This window comes from Microbacterium wangyouchuni (assembly GCF_054072595.1).
Genome location: NZ_JBSVRM010000005.1, coordinates 45,754 through 63,322 on the forward strand (window position 1 = coordinate 45,754; position 17,569 = coordinate 63,322).

The 17,569-nt window shown below is 64.6% G+C and carries 17 protein-coding genes and 1 tRNA gene; 13 read left to right on the plus strand and 5 right to left on the minus strand.

Annotated features, from left to right (window positions below):
- Window positions 1-57: 57 nt before the first annotated feature.
- The 7 genes from ACW5CM_RS09735 to ACW5CM_RS09765 all read left to right on the plus strand — a co-directional run bounded on the left by ACW5CM_RS09735 (window position 58) and on the right by ACW5CM_RS09765 (window position 5,310).
- Window positions 58-1,212, plus strand: coding sequence for a DNA polymerase III subunit delta' (locus ACW5CM_RS09735; RefSeq protein ID WP_439255881.1), 1,155 nt, complete (start codon window positions 58-60; stop codon window positions 1,210-1,212).
- A gap of 41 nt (window positions 1,213-1,253) precedes the next feature.
- On the plus strand, window positions 1,254-2,777 hold the full coding sequence (locus ACW5CM_RS09740) for an alpha/beta hydrolase (protein ID WP_457125044.1): 1,524 nt from the start codon (window positions 1,254-1,256) through the stop codon (window positions 2,775-2,777).
- A 58-nt stretch (window positions 2,778-2,835) separates the two neighbouring features.
- Window positions 2,836-2,911, plus strand: a tRNA-Thr gene (locus tag ACW5CM_RS09745).
- A 64-nt stretch (window positions 2,912-2,975) separates the two neighbouring features.
- A complete protein-coding gene (locus ACW5CM_RS09750; RefSeq protein WP_457124879.1) occupies window positions 2,976-3,557 on the plus strand; it encodes an isochorismatase family protein in 582 nt (193 codons plus the stop codon).
- On the plus strand, window positions 3,554-4,087 hold the full coding sequence (locus tag ACW5CM_RS09755) for a DUF1697 domain-containing protein (RefSeq protein WP_457124880.1): 534 nt from the start codon (window positions 3,554-3,556) through the stop codon (window positions 4,085-4,087). Before ACW5CM_RS09750 ends, ACW5CM_RS09755 begins: the two co-directional genes overlap by 4 nt.
- Window positions 4,084-4,740, plus strand: a complete 657-nt coding sequence (locus ACW5CM_RS09760) for an IMPACT family protein (RefSeq protein WP_438255486.1) — start codon at window positions 4,084-4,086, stop codon at window positions 4,738-4,740. Before ACW5CM_RS09755 ends, ACW5CM_RS09760 begins: the two co-directional genes overlap by 4 nt.
- 240 nt (window positions 4,741-4,980) lie before the next feature.
- On the plus strand, window positions 4,981-5,310 hold the full coding sequence (locus tag ACW5CM_RS09765) for a hypothetical protein (RefSeq protein WP_438255485.1): 330 nt from the start codon (window positions 4,981-4,983) through the stop codon (window positions 5,308-5,310).
- Between the two features lie 571 nt (window positions 5,311-5,881).
- On the opposite strand, the gene ACW5CM_RS09770 is transcribed toward ACW5CM_RS09765, so the two are convergent.
- Window positions 5,882-6,562, minus strand: coding sequence for a fasciclin domain-containing protein (locus ACW5CM_RS09770; protein ID WP_457124881.1), 681 nt, complete (start codon window positions 6,560-6,562; stop codon window positions 5,882-5,884).
- 151 nt (window positions 6,563-6,713) lie between these two features.
- Here ACW5CM_RS09770 and ACW5CM_RS09775 point away from each other — a divergent pair, with 151 nt between their 5' ends.
- The 6 genes from ACW5CM_RS09775 (at window position 6,714) to ACW5CM_RS09800 (ending at window position 13,328) form a co-directional block, all read left to right on the plus strand.
- On the plus strand, window positions 6,714-8,423 hold the full coding sequence (locus tag ACW5CM_RS09775; RefSeq protein WP_457124882.1) for a cytochrome c biogenesis protein DipZ: 1,710 nt from the start codon (window positions 6,714-6,716) through the stop codon (window positions 8,421-8,423).
- 59 nt (window positions 8,424-8,482) lie between these two features.
- The gene (gene sigK, locus ACW5CM_RS09780; RefSeq protein ID WP_438255482.1) at window positions 8,483-9,082 is read left to right on the plus strand and encodes an ECF RNA polymerase sigma factor SigK; all 600 of its coding nucleotides are present in this window, start codon (window positions 8,483-8,485) and stop codon (window positions 9,080-9,082) included.
- Window positions 9,079-9,846, plus strand: coding sequence for an anti-sigma factor (locus ACW5CM_RS09785; protein ID WP_457124883.1), 768 nt, complete (start codon window positions 9,079-9,081; stop codon window positions 9,844-9,846). The genes sigK and ACW5CM_RS09785 overlap by 4 nt, the downstream gene beginning before the upstream one ends.
- 19 nt (window positions 9,847-9,865) lie before the next feature.
- Entirely contained in the window at window positions 9,866-10,495 is a 630-nt protein-coding gene (locus ACW5CM_RS09790; protein WP_457124884.1) for a DNA-directed RNA polymerase subunit beta, read from the plus strand.
- Between the two features lie 219 nt (window positions 10,496-10,714).
- Window positions 10,715-11,599: an aminotransferase class IV gene (locus tag ACW5CM_RS09795; RefSeq protein WP_457124885.1), complete on the plus strand. Its 885-nt coding sequence runs from the start codon at window positions 10,715-10,717 to the stop codon at window positions 11,597-11,599.
- Window positions 11,600-11,630: 31 nt separating this feature from the next.
- Window positions 11,631-13,328, plus strand: a complete 1,698-nt coding sequence (locus ACW5CM_RS09800) for a long-chain-fatty-acid--CoA ligase (RefSeq protein ID WP_457124886.1) — start codon at window positions 11,631-11,633, stop codon at window positions 13,326-13,328.
- A 158-nt stretch (window positions 13,329-13,486) separates the two neighbouring features.
- Here the strand turns inward: ACW5CM_RS09800 and ACW5CM_RS09805 are convergent, their stop codons facing one another.
- The 4 genes from ACW5CM_RS09805 to pstC form a co-directional block, all read right to left on the minus strand.
- Window positions 13,487-14,392 carry a type IV toxin-antitoxin system AbiEi family antitoxin domain-containing protein gene (locus ACW5CM_RS09805; protein ID WP_457124887.1) on the minus strand — a complete coding sequence of 302 codons (906 nt, stop codon included), beginning with the start codon at window positions 14,390-14,392 and terminating at the stop codon, window positions 13,487-13,489.
- 237 nt (window positions 14,393-14,629) lie between these two features.
- On the minus strand, window positions 14,630-15,409 hold the full coding sequence (pstB, locus tag ACW5CM_RS09810; protein WP_438255476.1) for a phosphate ABC transporter ATP-binding protein PstB: 780 nt from the start codon (window positions 15,407-15,409) through the stop codon (window positions 14,630-14,632).
- A gap of 33 nt (window positions 15,410-15,442) precedes the next feature.
- Window positions 15,443-16,543 carry a phosphate ABC transporter permease PstA gene (pstA, locus tag ACW5CM_RS09815; RefSeq protein ID WP_457124888.1) on the minus strand — a complete coding sequence of 367 codons (1,101 nt, stop codon included), beginning with the start codon at window positions 16,541-16,543 and terminating at the stop codon, window positions 15,443-15,445.
- A gap of 1 nt (window position 16,544) precedes the next feature.
- Window positions 16,545-17,516, minus strand: coding sequence for a phosphate ABC transporter permease subunit PstC (gene pstC / locus ACW5CM_RS09820; RefSeq protein ID WP_438255474.1), 972 nt, complete (start codon window positions 17,514-17,516; stop codon window positions 16,545-16,547).
- Between the last annotated feature and the right edge of the window lie 53 nt (window positions 17,517-17,569).

Here is a 17,569-nt window from a genome sequence, read left to right on the forward strand (position 1 = left end):
CGGCAGGTTCTGATCTGACCGGCAGGCTCTGTCGCAGGCTCAAGTTAGGCTGAGAATATGACCGCGACCCTTGCCCCGTTCCCCTGGACGGACGTCTCGGGGCAAGATGACGCGGTCGAAACTCTGCGGGCCGCGGCATCCGATCCTGGCGCGCTCTCGCACGCCTGGTTGATCACCGGCCCGCCTGGATCAGGCCGCTCCACGCTGGCCTATGCCTTCGCGGCTGCCCTCATCGCCAGCGGACCAGACGATGAGCACACCATGCGTCAGGTGCTCGCCGGTACGCATCCCGATGTCACGGCGCTGCGCACAGACAAAGTCATCATCACGATCAAAGAGGCCCGCGCGCTCGTGGAGCGTTCGTACTTCGCGCCGTCGGCGGGCCGCTACCGGGTCATCGTCGTCGAGGATGCCGACCGGATGGTCGAGCGCACCTCCAACGTGCTGCTGAAAGCGCTGGAAGAGCCCCCGGAGCGGACCGTGTGGATCCTGTGCGCGCCGAGCGAGGCCGATCTGCTGCCGACGATTCGCTCGCGGGTGCGTCCACTGCGTCTGCGGGAGCTCGATGTCAGCGACGTCGCCAGCCTGATTGTGCAGCGCACGGGTGCCGATGAGGCCACGGCGGAGCAGGCGGCTCGGCACGCGCAACGACACATCGGCATGGCGCAGCGGCTGGCGACGGATGATGCAGCCCGTCGCCGCCGCGATCTGACGCTGCGCTCGGTGCTGGCCGTGCGCGGCGTGGGAAGCGCTGTTGAGACTGCCGGTGAGATCATCCAGGCGGCAACAGATGACGCCAAATCACTCACGGTAGAGCGTGATTCTGCCGAACGCACCTCACTGCTGCGCACAGTCGGAATCGCCGAGGGGCAGGCGGTCCCTCCAGCGCTGCGTGCGCAGATCTCGGCGCTCGAAGACGATCAGAAGAAGCGGGCCACCCGGAGCCTCCGCGATGGAATCGATCGCGTGCTCACAGATCTGCAGTCGATGTTCCGCGATGTGGTGATGCTGCAGTTTGGGCGTGCCGACGATCTCATAAACCGTGAGTTACATGATGATCTGAGCGCTTTGGCTACCGCTTGGCCGGTCGAACGTACGCTGGTCGTTCTCGACCATCTCGCTGAGACGCGGGAATCGCTGGAGCGTAACGTCGCGCCGACTCTCGCACTGGAAAGTTTGCTCGTGACTGTCGCGAGCGGAAGGAAACCGTGAGCACTCGACAGACAACCTCTCGTCTACGCCGTTTCTCCGTGATGACGGCCGGGCTCGTCGCCGCTTCTGTGGCGCTGAGCGGATGCCTGTACGCGGTGATCCCCGAGGGTGTCGCACCGCGACCATCCCAGACGAAGAGCCCCGATACCGCTGGCGTGGCGGCGGAATTGCTGCCGTTCTACGAACAGGAACCCCAGTGGGAACCGTGCGATGACGGCGGCCCCGGATTCGACTGCACCGTGATCGATGCGCCGCTCGACTGGGAGAACCCCGATGCGGGCGAGATCGAATTGTCGATCGTGCGCCACCAGGCCGTCAATTCTCCGATGGGGTCACTTCTCACGAACCCGGGCGGCCCCGGCGGCAGTGGGCGGTCCTTCATCCTGAACAGCCTGGACTACGCGGTCGGCAGCGAGCTGATCGAGAACTACGACGTGATCGGTTTCGACCCGCGCGGCGTGGGCGAGTCCACCGCAGTAACCTGCTTCGACGCCGCAGCGATGGACGCCTACCTCTACGACATCCCGGCGGCCGATCGCGGCAGCGACGAGTGGGAGGCAGAACTCACCGAACGCGACAAGGAGTTCGCTGCTGCGTGCGAGGCCAATAGCGACGGCATCCTGCCGTTCATCACGACGATCAACTCCGCCCGTGACATGGACCTGATCCGTGCAGTGCTCGGGGATGAGCAGCTGAACTACATCGGTTTCTCGTATGGGACGTTCCTCGGTGCGACCTACGCGAACCTGTACCCCGACAAGGCCGGCCGTCTCGTGCTCGATGGCGCGGTTGATCCCTCTGTCTCCGGGCTCGAGGTGGGTACCACCCAGGCCCTCGGATTCGAATCGGCGCTGCGCGCGTACATGCAGGACTGCCTTGATTCGGGTTCCTGTCCGTTCAACGGCACGGTCGATGAGGCGATGGATGATCTCGGTGCGCTTTTGGCCAGCGTCGACCGCCGACCGCTGCGCAATGGCGATGGGCGCATGCTCGGTGCCGATTCGCTCATGACGGCGATCATCGTCACGCTGTACTCGGAGGAGAACTGGGTGGTGCTCACCCAGGCGCTGGACGGTGTCCTGCAGGGCGATGCCTATGTCGCGTTCTACCTCGCCGACCAGTACAACGGGCGTCAAGACGGCGTCTACATCGACAACTCCTCCGAGGCGTTCACCGCCTACAACTGCATGGACTATCCGCTCGAGGACGACCAGGCTGCTGAAGACGCCGCGATGAAGAAGATCGAAGCACAGGCGCCGACTGTCGCGCCGTACTGGAGCGGCCCGGACACCTGCGCCGTGTGGCCCCATGACCCCACCGGTACGCGGAATGAAATCCATGCCGCAGGTGCAGGACCGATCGTCGTGATCGGCACGACGAACGATCCGGCGACGCCGTACGCGTGGTCGGTTTCGTTGGCCGATCAGCTGGAAGAGGGCGTGCTGGTCACTCGCGTGGGTGAAGGCCACACCGGCTACAACAAGGGCAACATCTGCGTTGATCAGGCCGTGGTGGGCTTCTTCCTCGACGATGTTGTGCCCGAGGACGGGCTGGAGTGCGATTGATTCGCGGTGATGGCATGAACAGGGTAATATCGTTCATCGTGCCGCTTTCGTAGCGCACGCCGCCTTAGCTCAGTCGGTAGAGCATCTCACTCGTAATGAGAAGGTCGTCAGTTCGATTCTGACAGGCGGCTCCACGGGCCCCGTGATGCGAACAGCATCACGGGGCCGTTTCGTTCCGGAACCGCGTACGCTCGAATCATGACCAGGGCACTTCTCATCGTCGACGTGCAGAACGACTTCACCGAGGGCGGCGCGCTCGCCGTCGCTGGCGGGGATGCCGTGGCATCCGGTGTCGCCGCTTTTCTGACCAGTAAGGCGGGGGACTACGACGTGATCGTGGCGTCACGCGACTGGCACGATGCCACCGGTGACAACGGCGGGCACTTCGCCGAGAATCCGGACTTCATCGACACCTGGCCGGTGCACTGCGTCGCCGGCACCGACGGCGCTGAATACGACCCGCTGCTCGTCACCGATGCGGTTACGCACCACGTCCGCAAGGGCCAGGGTGTGCCGGCGTACTCGATGTTTGAGGGCGTCACCGATGACGGCAGTGCCGTTGCTGCTGTGCTGGCCGAGCGCGGTGTGCTCAGCGCCGACATCGTCGGTATCGCTACGGATCACTGCGTGCGGGCATCCGCCCTTGACGCCATCGCGCACGGTGTGCACGTTCGTGTGCTGACCGATCTAGTCGCCGGAGTGGGTGCTGATAGCAGCGCGGCGGCGCTGGCAGAGCTCGCCCACGCAGGAGCCGAACTGCTGCCGAGTTCCGACGCGTGAGCGGGAGCGTGCTGCTGCTGCGGGCGGTGAATGTCAGCGGCCGAAATCTCATCCCGATGGCGCGGCTGCGTGAGGTGCTGGCATCCGAAACCGACCTCACGGGAGTGTCCACCTACATCGCCAGCGGCAATATCATCTGTGACGAACCAGTGGATGCTGCGGCCGCGTGCGCGCTCGTTCGCGAAGTCATCGCCAGGGAGTTCGACGTCGATACCGCGGTCATCACCCGCACGCATGCAGCGCTGACCGCGTCGCTTGCCGCGCACCCGTTCGCGGAGCGTGAGGAGAAATTCGTGCACGCGATGTTCCTGGAGGCGGCCCCGGCCGCGGGCGCTGTGACGGCGTTGGAGGAACGGCTGGTGCCCGGCGAGGAGATCGCGCTCGTCGGGTCCGACCTGTGGATCGCGTACTCTCCGGGCGGCGTGGCAGCGACGAAGCTGACCACGGCGGTGTTCGATCGTGCGTTGGGCGTGGCGGGGACGGCGCGGAACCTGCGCACCGTCCGTAAGCTCGCCGAGCTGACGGCATGACCGCGTACCCGGCTACGATCGCGGCGACCGTTGAACATGAGCTGGTGATCAAGAAGTCCCGGTTCATTACGCATGTCGCTCCCGTCGCGTCGCCGGAGGAGGCGGATGCTGTCATCGCCGCGGTGAAGAAGCGCGCGTGGGATGCTCGGCACAACTGTGCAGCACAGGTGACCGGCGTGCTCGGCGACAGAGCCCGGTCGTCGGATGATGGTGAGCCGTCGGGGACGGCGGGCGTGCCGATGCTCGAGGTGCTCAGGCGGCGCGAGCTGACGGATATCGTCGCGGTGGTGACGCGCTACTTCGGCGGCATCAAGCTGGGCGCCGGCGGGCTGGTGCGCGCGTACTCGTCGGCCGTATCCGAAGCGTTGGATCTGGCGACGATTGTGGACCGGCACGTGCTGGCCGCGGTGACCGTCGCTGTTGAGCATGCGGATGCCGGGCGCTTCGACAACCTCTTGCGTGAGTGGGTCCAGGCGCACGGTGCCGTGCTCGGCGATCCGGTCTATGCAGCAGAGGCGACGTTCGAGGTATGGGCGCCGCCGGCCGAGCTGGCGCTGCTGGCGGCGCACGTTGCGGAAGCCTCCGGTGGAGCTGTCGCCGCCGAGCGAACTGGAATCGAGCGTCTGGTGGGGGTGCCGCGAATACGCGGATGATTGCGTCCGGGCGAGCGATCAGGCGGTCTGGGCTTGGTCCATGCGCATGCGCGCCAGCGCCGGTGATCGCTTCCGGGACGTTTGGACTCGCTCAGAGGATGGATGCCGAGAAGGGGCGGCCGGGCACAGTGAGGCGTGCTAGCCACACGCGATTCAGTCAGCGGGCGGGGCGCCGGATGCGGATGCTGCCATCGCTGCGGACCGCCAGTTGCTCCCCATCCGCTCGTACGTCACGATCGCGTGGCAATTCCGACACCGGACATCGCACAGGTCGATTTCGTTACGAACTATACGAAGGCTGAAGCCATCGCGGGCCAGCTTCATCACTCCGTCGCGCTTGTTGGTGCCCGGACGATGGTCAAAATCGAGGACTCGCAAGTCGGAAGCGCCGCAGTCGACGCATGGGTGGGACATGAGGTAGTCAGTGACGAGCGCGATATTCGTGGCGCGTTGAGCATTGTTGCGCGCACGGATCACAGCAATGTGGTGCTCGCGATTGCGCTGATAGTACTGGCGAGAGGACGCTCGGTTGCAGTCCCGACAGACTTCCTGACGTCCGTCGGCGCGTGAGGCTTTTCGATTGAAGTCGGTCAACGGTTTGACCTTCTGACAGGTGCCGCAGTTCTTCATAGCGGCACTTTAACGCCGAGGTCAGACGTTATATGCGGTGGGCCCCACGGGGCTCGAACCCGTGACCCGCGGATTAACATACCACTTCGACTTTCGCCGCCGCCCACTGGGCGTTCGTGGTCTGGACTGTCCCTTCACCTTAGCTTTCGCTTTAGGTGCCACCCGTCCAGTCTCTACACCTTCCGAACTTGCGTCCGGCTTGGCTCGGGATTGCCAACTGATTTCTCAGGAAGGGTTCCCCGACTTTGAGTGGTGTCATCCCCGGAGTTTCCCCCGAGGCGCTCCTATTTTGTTGAAGTCCGATGCTCTGCCAACTGAGCTAGAGGCCCGCGTATCTCAGTCTAGCGGCACTTCTCGCCTGTCCGTTTCACGGGAGCTCGGAAGGTTCAGCCTTGGGTACGCTGAACATGCCTGCGGCGACGTACGACGCATATGTGCGGGCGTCGATGTCTGGTGCACCGGCGCCCGCACTGCGTCCAAATGCCGAGAACCCCACTCGGCACGTTCCGGACTATTCGGCCGGAGGCATCAGAACCGAGTCGATCAGGTACACGGTCGCGTTGGCGGTCTGGACGCCGCCGCAGATCACGTTTGCATCGTTGACCATCCACGCATCTCCGCTGCCGGTGACCTCGACGTCCGTACCCTGCACGGTGGTGTGCATACCCGCGATATCGGCCGGCTCGATCTGGCCGGGAACCACGTGGTAGGTCAGGATCGATGACAGTGTGGCCGAGTCAGTCTTCAAGCCCTCGATGGTGGCGGGGTCGATCATCGCGAACGCGTCATCCACCGGGGCAAACACGGTGAACTCATCGCCATTGAGCGTGTCGACGAGGTTGACATCGGGGTTGAGCTGACCGCTTACGGCTGCGACCAGCGTCGTCAGCATCGGGTTGTTGGATGCGGCGACCGCAACCGGGTCCTGCGACATTCCCTGGATCGAACCGTCGCCGTCTGGCACAGCCTCGGCGTACGCCTCACAGCCGGGACCGACGAGGTTCGCCGCCGGATCCATGCTCTCGTCGGGCATCGCCTCGGGTGTCTCAGCCGTCGTCTCAGACGTCTCAGGTGCGGTGGACTCGGCCGAATCATCAGTCGTGTCTGAACTCATCGAACAACCCGACAGCACGAGAACGCTGGCGAAGCCGAGCGACAGAGCTGCGGTGATCTTCTTCTTGGTGCTGAACATGTCTACCTCCGGGAATCGGAGCCACGGACTTCCCGTGGCGTTGATGATTCTTCGGAGCCCCTTCCGCATTGGATGGGAACTTTCTTGAAAAACTTCTGAGCCAATCCGTTCGGCCGCTCAATCCGAAGTACCCGCAACGGAAGGCGAGGAAATGGACCTCATCATCATCGGGCTGCTCGGCGGCCTCATCACGGGGATCTCGCCGTGCATCCTGCCGGTGCTGCCGGTCATCTTCCTCACGGGAGGCGCGCAGTCGGCGCGCTTCGACGGTGAGACAACACCGGCACGACGCAGTCGTCCTTACCTGGTCATTGCCGGACTCGTTCTGAGCTTCAGCCTGGTCACTCTGGTCGGATCCCTCATCCTCGGCCTTCTCAACCTCCCGCAGGACATCATCCGATGGGTGGGGATCGTCGTCCTCGCGCTGCTCGGCGTCGGGCTTCTTGTGCCGAAGTTCGAGCGGCTGCTGGAAAAGCCCTTCCAACGTCTTCAGTCTCGAAAGGAAGTGAAGAACCAGGGGAGCGGCTTTGGTGTCGGGCTCGCGCTCGGCGCGGTCTTCGTTCCCTGCGCTGGTCCGGTGCTCGCGGCGATCATCGTGGCAGGCGCCACCGGTCAGATCGGCATCGGCACCGTGGCGCTCACACTCTCCTTCTCCATCGGTGTGGCCATTCCGCTCCTCGTTTTCGCGCTCGCCGGGCGTGGCGTGGTCGAGCGCATCCGCGCCTTCCGCACGAGAGAGCGCGGACTGCGCATCGCCGCCGGTATCGCGATGATCGCGCTCGCTGTCGGGCTCGTCTTCAACGTGCCGCAGATGCTGCAGCGGCTGGTTCCGGACTACACGGCCGGGATCCAAAAAGACCTGGCGGACAAGCAGGCCGATGCGCTCGACCTCGGCGGCCTCGTCACCGACGAAAACCGCGAACTCGACAACTGCACCAACGGAGCCGAAGAGCTCGAGTCCTGCGGGACGGCACCATCGATTCGCGGCATCGAGGAGTGGCTGAACACCACCGGCGGTGAAGGGATCGACCTGGATGATCTGCGCGGGCAGGTCGTGCTGATCGATTTCTGGGCGTACTCGTGCATTAACTGCCAGCGCTCCCTCCCACACGTCGTTGCCTGGAACAAAGCATATGAAGACGCCGGTCTACAGGTCATCGGCATCCATTCCCCCGAGTACGCGTTCGAGAAGGATGCGGCCAATGTGGCTGCCGGTATCGAGGAGCACGGCATCGACTACCCCGTGGCGCTCGACAACAACCTGTCCACCTGGACGAACTATCGCAACCGCTACTGGCCCGCGCACTACCTCATCGACGCCGAAGGCGTCGTCCGGCACATTTCGTTCGGCGAGGGCAACTACGCCGCCACCGAGAGCATGATCCGCGAGCTGCTCGAAAACGCCGATCCCGACGTCCAACTGCCGGTGCCGACCGAGATCGCGGACGAGACACCTGAACTCGGATCAACCACGCCCGAGACATTCCTCGGCTCGTCCAAGGACGTCAACTACGGCGGTGGCGACGCGTACCGTGCGGGAACCTCCACCTTCGCCTTCCCGGACGAACAGCCCGATGATTCCTTCGCGCTCAACGGTGAATGGGAGATCGCGACGCAGTACGCGACACCGACCGCTGAGGGAGCAAGCATCCGCCTGATGTATCGAGCATCCGAGATCAGGATCGTACTGGCGGGCGAGGGAGACGTGGTCGTGACCGCGCAAGACGGGAAGTCGCGCACGATCACTGTCGACGGCACACCGAAGTCGTATGAGCTGCTGAAGGCCGACGCGGGGGAGACGGGAGAGCTGACCGTCGAGATTCCGATCGGCGTCCAAGCCTATTCGTTCACCTTCGGTTAAGACCTGACGAGATGCGGCCCTGATCGGCGCGTGGTTCGTAGGAGAGGAGGAGATGCGGCATGCTTATCGAAATGGTTATCGACGGCGTGGAGATGCCGGAGGACGGCACAGCGGGAGACCCCGTTGCCGAACTCCTCCTCCGCGTAGCCGACGGGGACCAGCGGGCGTTTGCTGAACTCTATGATCTGCTTTCGTCGCGAGTTTTCGGGCTCATCCTGCGCGTGCTCGTCAATCGCTCACAGAGCGAAGAAGTGCTTCAGGAGGTCTTCCTGGAGATCTGGCAATCCGCGGGGCGGTTCGCTCCGAACAAAGGACAGGGACGAACCTGGGTCCTCACGATCGCTCACCGTCGCGCTGTGGATCGCGTCCGTTCGTCGCAATCGAGCACCGACCGAGACATCCGGGTCGGGATCCGCGACGTGGTTGTGGCTCACGACAGCGTTGCCGAGCAGGTCGAACTGAGCATCGATGGCGACCGCGTGGTGGCAGCGCTGGGAACGCTGCCGGAACCCCAGCGTGAAGCGCTCGTGCTGTCGTATTTCGGCGGTTACAGTCAAAGCGAGATCGCGGTCCTGACGCAGGCGCCGCTGGGAACGATCAAGACGAGGATGAGAGACGGACTCTCACGTCTGCGAAGTGTGATGGGGGTGACCGCATGAACGAGAGGGAATTCGCCGAGCTCGCTGCAGGCCACGCCCTTGATGCGCTGTCCGATGCCGACCAGCGGCGTTTCATCGATGCGCTCGAGTCTCATCCGGAGTGGGCTGCGATCGCCGCGGACGATGCCGAGACAGCAAATCTGATGGCGGATGCTGTGTCCGCTATCGAACCGCCTGCCAGTATTCGCGAGGCACTGCTCGCCCAAATCGCGAAGGGGCAGACGCAGGGACCAGTGCCCGGCCCCACGCTGCCATCTGGCCCCGCCCCGGCAACCGATGCCGAACCCGCGCATGCGCGCGCGCCTCGACGCTGGAGCCGTGGGCTGTTCGCGCTCGCCGCCTCGGTGGTACTGATCGTCGGTCTCGGAGTCGGCGCGGCCGTTCTGATTCCGCAACTGATGCGCCCAGCATCCGTCATCGCATTGGAGCAGATCGAAGCGGCGCCGGATGCCCAACAGGCCAGCGTCGAGCTGGACTCCGGGCTGCAGGCGACCGCGCACTGGGCCGAGTCAGAAGGAAACGCGGTTCTCGTCGCTGAGGGCTTGGACATACTCGATGATGAACAGACGTACCAGTTGTGGTTCGTACGCGGCGAGCAGCCGGTGCCTGCCGGACTGTTCGAGACGGATGGCGGAAACGCGACAGCACTGCTCGATGGGCCGATGCGCGCCGGTGATGTGATCGCCGTCACCGTGGAGCCAGCGGGTGGTTCTCCCACGGGGCTTCCGACAACGGATCCCATCATCGTGATCCCCACCGCCTGAGCGCGAGTAGCCTGGAGGGATGCCTGAGCAGTTTCACCGTCCTATCCGGCGACCCTCCACGGCGTTCGACAATCTTGTCGGATCGTCGGGGTCGGTCGAGGCTCGACGAGTCGCTCATGCCACGGCATCCGCACTCGTGCAGCGCGCCCGCGACGACGAGAGCGGAGAAAGCGCCCGGCGCCTGATCGAGTTCACCAGCGAGTTCGGTATTGACGACATCGCGGAACTCTGGGCGGACGCACCGGCCGTGTCGCTGCCCGGCGCACTCTGGCGGCTGTATCTGCTGCAACTCTCGATTCACAACGATTCGCAGACCGCCGCGCTGCTGTATGAGCGCGGTCGCGTTGAATTGCGATCGGTGGATGCTGTTATTGCCGGCGCTCCGGCACCCGCGAGCCCGGAGGAGCTTGTCACGCTGATCGACACGATTCTGCGAGGCGTGTTCCAGGGGGACTTCGCGGTCGCGCTCGAACGGGCCGCGGCGTTTTGCCGTGTGCAGGTCTCCGGGGCGACGCACGTCGCCGACGACTACGAGGCGACGGAAGCCGAGCGGGCCACGCGGCTGACTGCCAGGGCGCGGCGGCTGCACACCTTCGCGAACGATCTGAGCGCCGCGGCAGGCCTGTGGCGTGTCGGTTCACTGAACTGACACGGCTGGGCCCTGGGGCCTGAGCCGGTGCGCGGCCGAACTGGTGCGGAGCCGAACTGACGCTGGGAATGAGAAGACCGGGCCGCAAAAACGCCTCTCGGCGGAAGGCCGCTCGTAGCGGCAGAATTTGGAGCCCGGGGTTATGCGGCCCGGCCATTCAATTGTAACGCCCCGGAACCGAAGGTATTCCCGCTGGGGCCTCTGCCGTAGAGTCGGGTCATGGCACAGCGCTTCGCCCTGATCATCGATCCTGTGGACGCCTCCGAGGAGCGTGCCGACTACGCGGATACATTCACGATCGTCGATGCCGCAGCCCCGGCCCTGAGTGTCGGAGAGCTGAGTACGCAGCGCGGTGACGGCGTTTTCGAGTCGATCGGAGTCATCGACGGGCACGCGCAAGAAGTGCTGCCGCATCTGGAGCGACTGGCCAACTCCGCGCGGATCTGCGACCTCCCCGTGCCCCATGCAGAGCAGTGGCGCCAAGCAGTGGCGGTGGCTGCTGCCCAGTGCCCGCCGGGCGAGGCCGTGATCAAACTGATCCTCAGTCGCGGGGTCGAGCACGGACCCACGCCGACGGCGTGGGTGACGGCTGCGCCGGCAGCCGATTTCGCGGCCGTGCGCGAAGTGGGAGTGCGCGTGGTGACGCTGGAGCGTGGCTACGACCTCGATGTGGCAGAGCGCGCACCCTGGCTGTTGCTGGGGGCAAAGACGCTGTCGTACGCGGTCAACATGGCAGCGCTGCGCGAAGCGCGCAGACGCGGGGCGGATGATGCGGTGTTCGTGTCGACGGACGGTTTCGTGCTCGAAGCTCCCACCGCGTCGCTGATCCTGCGGTTCGGTGGCCGCTTCTTGACGCCGGCGCCGGCGGGTGGCATCCTGCACGGCACCACACAGCTGAGCGTTTACGAATTCTTCGTCCGACGCGGCTTCGAAACGGGGTACGACCGGATTCCGGCATCCGATCTCGCACAGGCGGATGCCGCGTGGCTGGTGTCGAGTGTGAGGCTGGCCGTACCGATCACGGCCATCGACGGCACCGCGCTGTCCGTCGACACCGAATTCACCGCTGAGATGAACCGATATTTGCTGTCTGCTCGAGACTGACAGCGGCCCGCGTTCGAGGCAGGATGGAGATATGTCTGCCAGTACTTACGAATCACGACCATGGCTTGCGGCATACGCGGATGGCGTTCCCGCTGAGATAGGCGTGCCCGCACAGACGCTTCCGGAGATGATCGATGCGAGCGTCAAGGCGTTCGGGCGGCGGCCTGCGCTCGAGTTCTTCGGTGCCGTCACGAGCTACCGGGATCTGGGGGAGCAGATCCAACGAGCTGCAGAAGGCCTGCGGCGCCTGGGCGTGAAGCCGGGGGACCGCGTCGCGTTGGTTCTGCCGAACTGTCCGCAGCACGTCGTCGCCTTCTATGCGGCGCTCCGGCTGGGCGCAATCGTCATCGAACACAACCCGCTCTACACCGCCCGTGAACTGCGTCACCAGTTCGAGGACCACGGCGCCCGCGTCGCGATCGTCTGGGACAAGAGCGTCGACACGCTCGCCGACTTTCCCGCGGATCTCAAGCTCGAGCGCATCATCAGCGTCGACATCACCACTGCACTCCCGTTCGCAAAGCGGCTGGCTCTGCGTCTGCCGTTGAGGAAAGCTCGCGAATCGCGCAACAAGCTGACCGGAACGCCCCAGGCGAGGGGGACGCTCACCTGGAAGAAACTGCTCGACAATCGTCGGATCTCGCGGCGCACTGCCGGTCCCCGGCTTGAGGACGTCGCCCTGCTCCAGTACACGAGTGGCACGACCGGTGACCCGAAGGGCGCGATCCTCACACACTCGAATCTGCGCGCGAATGCCATGCAGGGCCGCGCCTGGGTGCCAGGACTCGTCGACGGTGAGGAGACGTTCTATGGCGTACTGCCGCTGTTCCACGCGTACGGGATGACGTTGTGTCTCACCTTCGCTATGAGCATCGGCGCGAAGCTCGTGCTGTTCCCCACCTTTGATCTCGACCTGGTGACGGATGCTGCGCGCACGAGTCCGCCGACCTTCCTGCCTGCGGTGCCACCGATCTACGACCAGCTCGCCCGTGCTGCATCCCGCGGCTCCATCGACCTCTCGACGGTGCGATTCGCGATCTCCGGCGCCATGAGCCTGCCCGTCGAGACGGTCCGGCGCTGGGAGGAAGCCACCGGAGGTCTTCTCGTCGAGGGGTATGGCATGACGGAGGCCTCACCGGTGGCGCTCGGCAACCCGATGGGTCCCACTCGACGGCCCGGCACCGTGGGCGTGCCCTTCCCGAGCACGGAGATTCGTGTCGTCGATCCGAGTGATCCCGCTGTTGATCTGGCGTTCGGTGAACGAGGCGAACTCCTCATCCGCGGGCCGCAGGTGTTCCAAGGTTATTGGCGGCGCCCTGGCGACACGGCAGCGGTGCTGCTCGCTGACGGATGGCTGCGAACGGGCGACATCGCTGAGGTCTCTGCAGACGGTTTCGTGACGATCGTCGATCGGCTCAAGGAGCTCATCATCACCGGCGGCTTCAACGTATCGCCCACCGAAGTCGAGCAGGCTCTCGAGGCACATCCAGACGTCGTCTCCGCAGCCGTCGTTGGAGTCCCGCGATCGAACGGCAGTGAAGACGTCGTGGCGGCCGTGGTGCTTCGTGAGGGAGCGGTCCTCGATGCAGGGGCGCTGCGGGACTTCTGCCGCACCCGACTCGCGTCCTACAAGGTGCCCCGGCGAATCACCGCTGTCGATGATCTGCCTCGGTCACTCATCGGCAAGGTGCTGCGGCGTCAGGTTCGAGACCGGATGCTCTCGGCATAGCCCGACCCGCCCCCGACCCGACGGTCTCGCCGCAGGGCTGATCCGCGGGTGCCGAATCCCAGACGCCTCCGGTCGGCCTCGGCGTGTCGGCGGGGGATCGGCGCCTGACACGCCGCGTGTGCAACGGCGCGTCTGGGATTCGGCGCACCGTATGCCGATCACCCTCGGAGATGAGCGCCCGCCTGCACCTTCGCGATGATCGCCGCAGCCACCGTCGGCCAGTCATGCACGATCAAGGCGTAGTCGAACCGCAGGGTCTCATAGCCGAGCGCAGCAGCCTTCGCGTCGCGCACAAGGTCTTTATGGCGACGCGAGGTTCGCGCGGCCGTGGCCGATGGATCATCGTCGTGGTTCTCCTTTCCGTCTGCCTCCACGATCAGTCGATCGCCGATGACGAAATCCACTTCGCCGACTCCTTCGATGGACACCTGCGTGCGCACCGATATCCCGAGAAGATGCAGGCGGAGCCTGATCAGAGACTCGAGACCGCTGTCGGCATCTGCGCGCGCGAAGCCGAGCATCCAACGCAGCTCACTCGGAAGGCGCGCACTCAGCCAGGTCATACCGCTCGGCGGGATCAGCGACTTGCGCAGAGCCGACTCCAGCGCGGCGAAGAAAGTCTCGTCGTCTGCGCACACCGCGATCTGCAGAAGCACATTCGCAACAGGAGGAAGATCCCCAGGCACGGCATCGCCGTCGTCCCAGTGCCAGATGAGTGATTCATCACACCCATCGCCAAAGCATGGATGACGTTGCCCCGCGTGACCGATCCACACGTGGCGCGGCGACGAGACAGCAGCGCACGGCTCTCGCTCGTCGAGGATCCACAAACCGTGCATCCGTCCGGCGACCAGGCAGGACGGTGTACCGCCGTGCCATGCGGCATGCAGAAGCTCCTCCGAGGTGTCATGAGCCGCATACAGTCCTTGCCGGATGCGAATGATCTCGCCGGCGGCGCGAGCCCGGGAGATCTCCCGTTTCGTCACGCCGTGAGCACGCAGTTCGTGTGTGCGGACGATCGGGCCGTAGACAGCGAGGGCAGCGGATGCAAGGACGAAGGACATCGTCCGAGCATCCGCTCGTCAGGTCACAGCCGAACCCTCAGAACCCACGATTCGTGGAAAACTCGGCCGTTCCTAAAGATGTGCAGAACGTGTCGGCGGTGCCGAATCGCAGACGGTTGCGTGCTTGTGCGGCGTGTCGCGGGTCCGACGGAGCGCGGCACGCCGAGGCGAACCCGAGGCCTCTGGGATTCGGGACAGGGGCGGGAACCGACCGACGAACCGGCGGGAACCGACCGACTACCCGAACCGGCCGGAGACGTAGTCCTCAGTGGCCTGCACGGTCGGGGTGGTGAAGATCGAGGTGGTGTCGCCGTACTCGATGAGCTTGCCGGGCTTGCCGGTACCGGCGATGTTGAAGAACGCGGTCTTGTCCGAGACGCGGGACGCCTGCTGCATGTTGTGCGTGACGATGACGACGGTGTACTGGTTCTTCAGCTCGCCGATCAGTTCCTCGATCGCATAGGTCGAGATCGGGTCCAGAGCCGAGCACGGCTCGTCCATGAGGATGACCTCGGGCTCAACCGCGATCGCACGGGCGATGCACAGACGCTGCTGCTGGCCGCCGGACAGGCCGGAACCGGGGCGGTCGAGCCGGTCCTTGACCTCATTCCAGAGGTTCGCGCCGGTCAGCGCACTTTCGACCAGTGCGTCCTGATCGCTCTTCGACATCCGGGTGTTGTTCAGCTTCACGCCGGCCAGCACGTTCTCCTTGATCGACATCGTCGGGAACGGGTTCGGGCGCTGGAACACCATGCCCACCTGGCGGCGTACGAGCACCGGGTCGACGCCAGGACCATACAGGTCCTTGCCATCGAGCAGCACTTCACCCTGCACGCGAGCGCCCGGGATGACTTCGTGCATGCGGTTCAGGGTGCGCAGGAACGTGGACTTGCCGCAACCGGACGGCCCGATGAACGCTGTGACACTGCGCGGCTGGATCTCGAGAGAGACGCCCTCCACGGCGAGGAAGTCGCCGTAGTAGACGTTGAGGTCATTGACTTCGATGCTCTTGGACACGTGTGGTTTCCTTACGAACGGATCGGGTGCGGCTCAGCGGCCGGATGTCTTCGGGGCGAACCACTTCGCGATCAGGCGCGCGAGCAGGTTCAGGACCATGACGATCAGGATCAGGGTGAGAGCAGAAGCCCATGCTCGGTCGAGAGCAGCATCCGGGTTCGTGCCCTGGTTCATGTACTGGTTGTAGGCGAACACAGGCAGAGTCATCATCTGCCCGTTGAAGATGTTCGTATTCATGCTCATCGTGAATCCGGCGGTCAGCAGCAGCGGTGCGGTCTCACCGATCACGCGAGCGATGGCGAGGGTGATCGAGGTCATGATGCCCGCGATCGAGGTGGGCAGCACCACCTTGAGGATCGTCAGCCACTTCGGCACACCGAGCGCGTAGGCGGCCTCGCGCAGCTCGTTCGGAACGATCTTCAGCAGTTCTTCGCTACCTCGAACGACCACCGGGGTCATGAGAACTGCCAGCGACAGTGCACCCATGATGCCCATCGAGATGCCGGGCCGGAAGATCAATGAGAAGACCGCGTAGATAAACAGACCGGCGACGATCGAGGGGATTCCGGTCATCACATCGACGAAGAACGTGATGCCCTTCGCGAGCTTTCCGCGGCCGTACTCGACCAGGTAGATCGACGTCATCAGCCCGATGGGCACCGAGATCACGGCGGCGGTGAGCGTGATCAGCAGCGTGCCCCAGATAGCGTGCACGATGCCGCCGCCGTCACCGACGACATTGCGCATCGAGAAGGAGAAGAACTCGGCGTCGAAGCGGTTGAGGCCGTTGGAGACCACGGTCCACAGTAGTGAGACCAGGGGCATCAGGGCGATCAGGAATGCTGTTGCCACGAGTGCCGTCATCAGCCGGTCGACCGCCTTGCGGCGGCTTTCCACGATCATCGACAGCACCGTGATCAGCACCATGTAGATCAGGATGCCGATGATCGATGCGCCCACGATGTTGAAGTCGGCGAGATCCTCACCGATGCTCGTAACGCCGAACACAGCGAACGAGATGACCCACGAAAGCAACAGCAGTGCCCAGGGTGCCCACTTCGGGAGCCTGCCCGATGTGAGCGAGACGTTGGGGGCGCTGGCGGGTGAGACGTCGGGCTCGACGGTGGTGGTCATATCAGTTCGCTCCCGAGAACTCGGCGCGGCGGGCGACGATCCAGCGTGCCAGCGCATTGACCGCGAAGGTCACGACGAAGAGGATGAGGCCGGTTGCGACCAGTGTGTTGACGCCGGTGCCGTGCGCTTCCGGAAAGGCGAGGGCGATGTTCGCGGGGATCGGCGTCGGGTTGGTGGCGGTGATCACCAGGAAGCTGATGACGGCGGACGGTGAGAGCACCATCGTCACGGCCATCGTCTCGCCGAGTGCGCGGCCGAGAGCGAGCATCGCGGCCGAGACCATGCCGCCGCGAGCGAATGGCAGCACAGCCATCCGCACCATCTCCCAGCGCGTTGCGCCGAGCGCGAGCGCCGCCTCTTCGTGGAGGGTGGGCGTCTGCAGGAAGACTTCACGGCAGATCGCGGTCATGATCGGGATGCACATCACAGCGAGCACGAGAGCTGCCGTCAGGATGGTCTTTCCGGTCGAGGAGACCTGGCCTTGGAAGAACGGGATCCAGCTCGCGTTCTCGCTCAGCCACGCATAGATCGGCTGGAGCATCGGGGCGAGAACGAGGCCGCCCCACAGGCCGAAGACGACCGAGGGGACCGCGGCGAGCAGATCGATGATGTAGCCCAGGAGCGAGGCGAGCTTGCGGGGTGCGTAGTGGGAGATGAACAGCGCGATGCCGATGGAGATCGGAGCTGCGATGACCAGCGCCATGAATGCGGCCCAGAGCGTGCCGAAGACCAGCGGCCAGACGTATGTCCAGAACGACTCGCCCTTGAGGATGTGGTTATCGCTGGTATCGGCCTGAAACGCGGGGATGCTCTGGATGATGAGGAACGTCGCAACAGCGGCCAGGACGATGAGGATGATGACCCCGGCGCCCAGCGCGGTTCCGGAGAATACCCGGTCGCCGAGGCGCTGCTTGGCTTTGATCGTGGCCGGCGGATCGGTGCGCGCGGTCTTTACCTGCTCGGTCGTGCTCATGGTCTCCCTGTTTCGGGCGGAGGAGTCGGAGTGAATCGTAGCGTGCTCGTCGA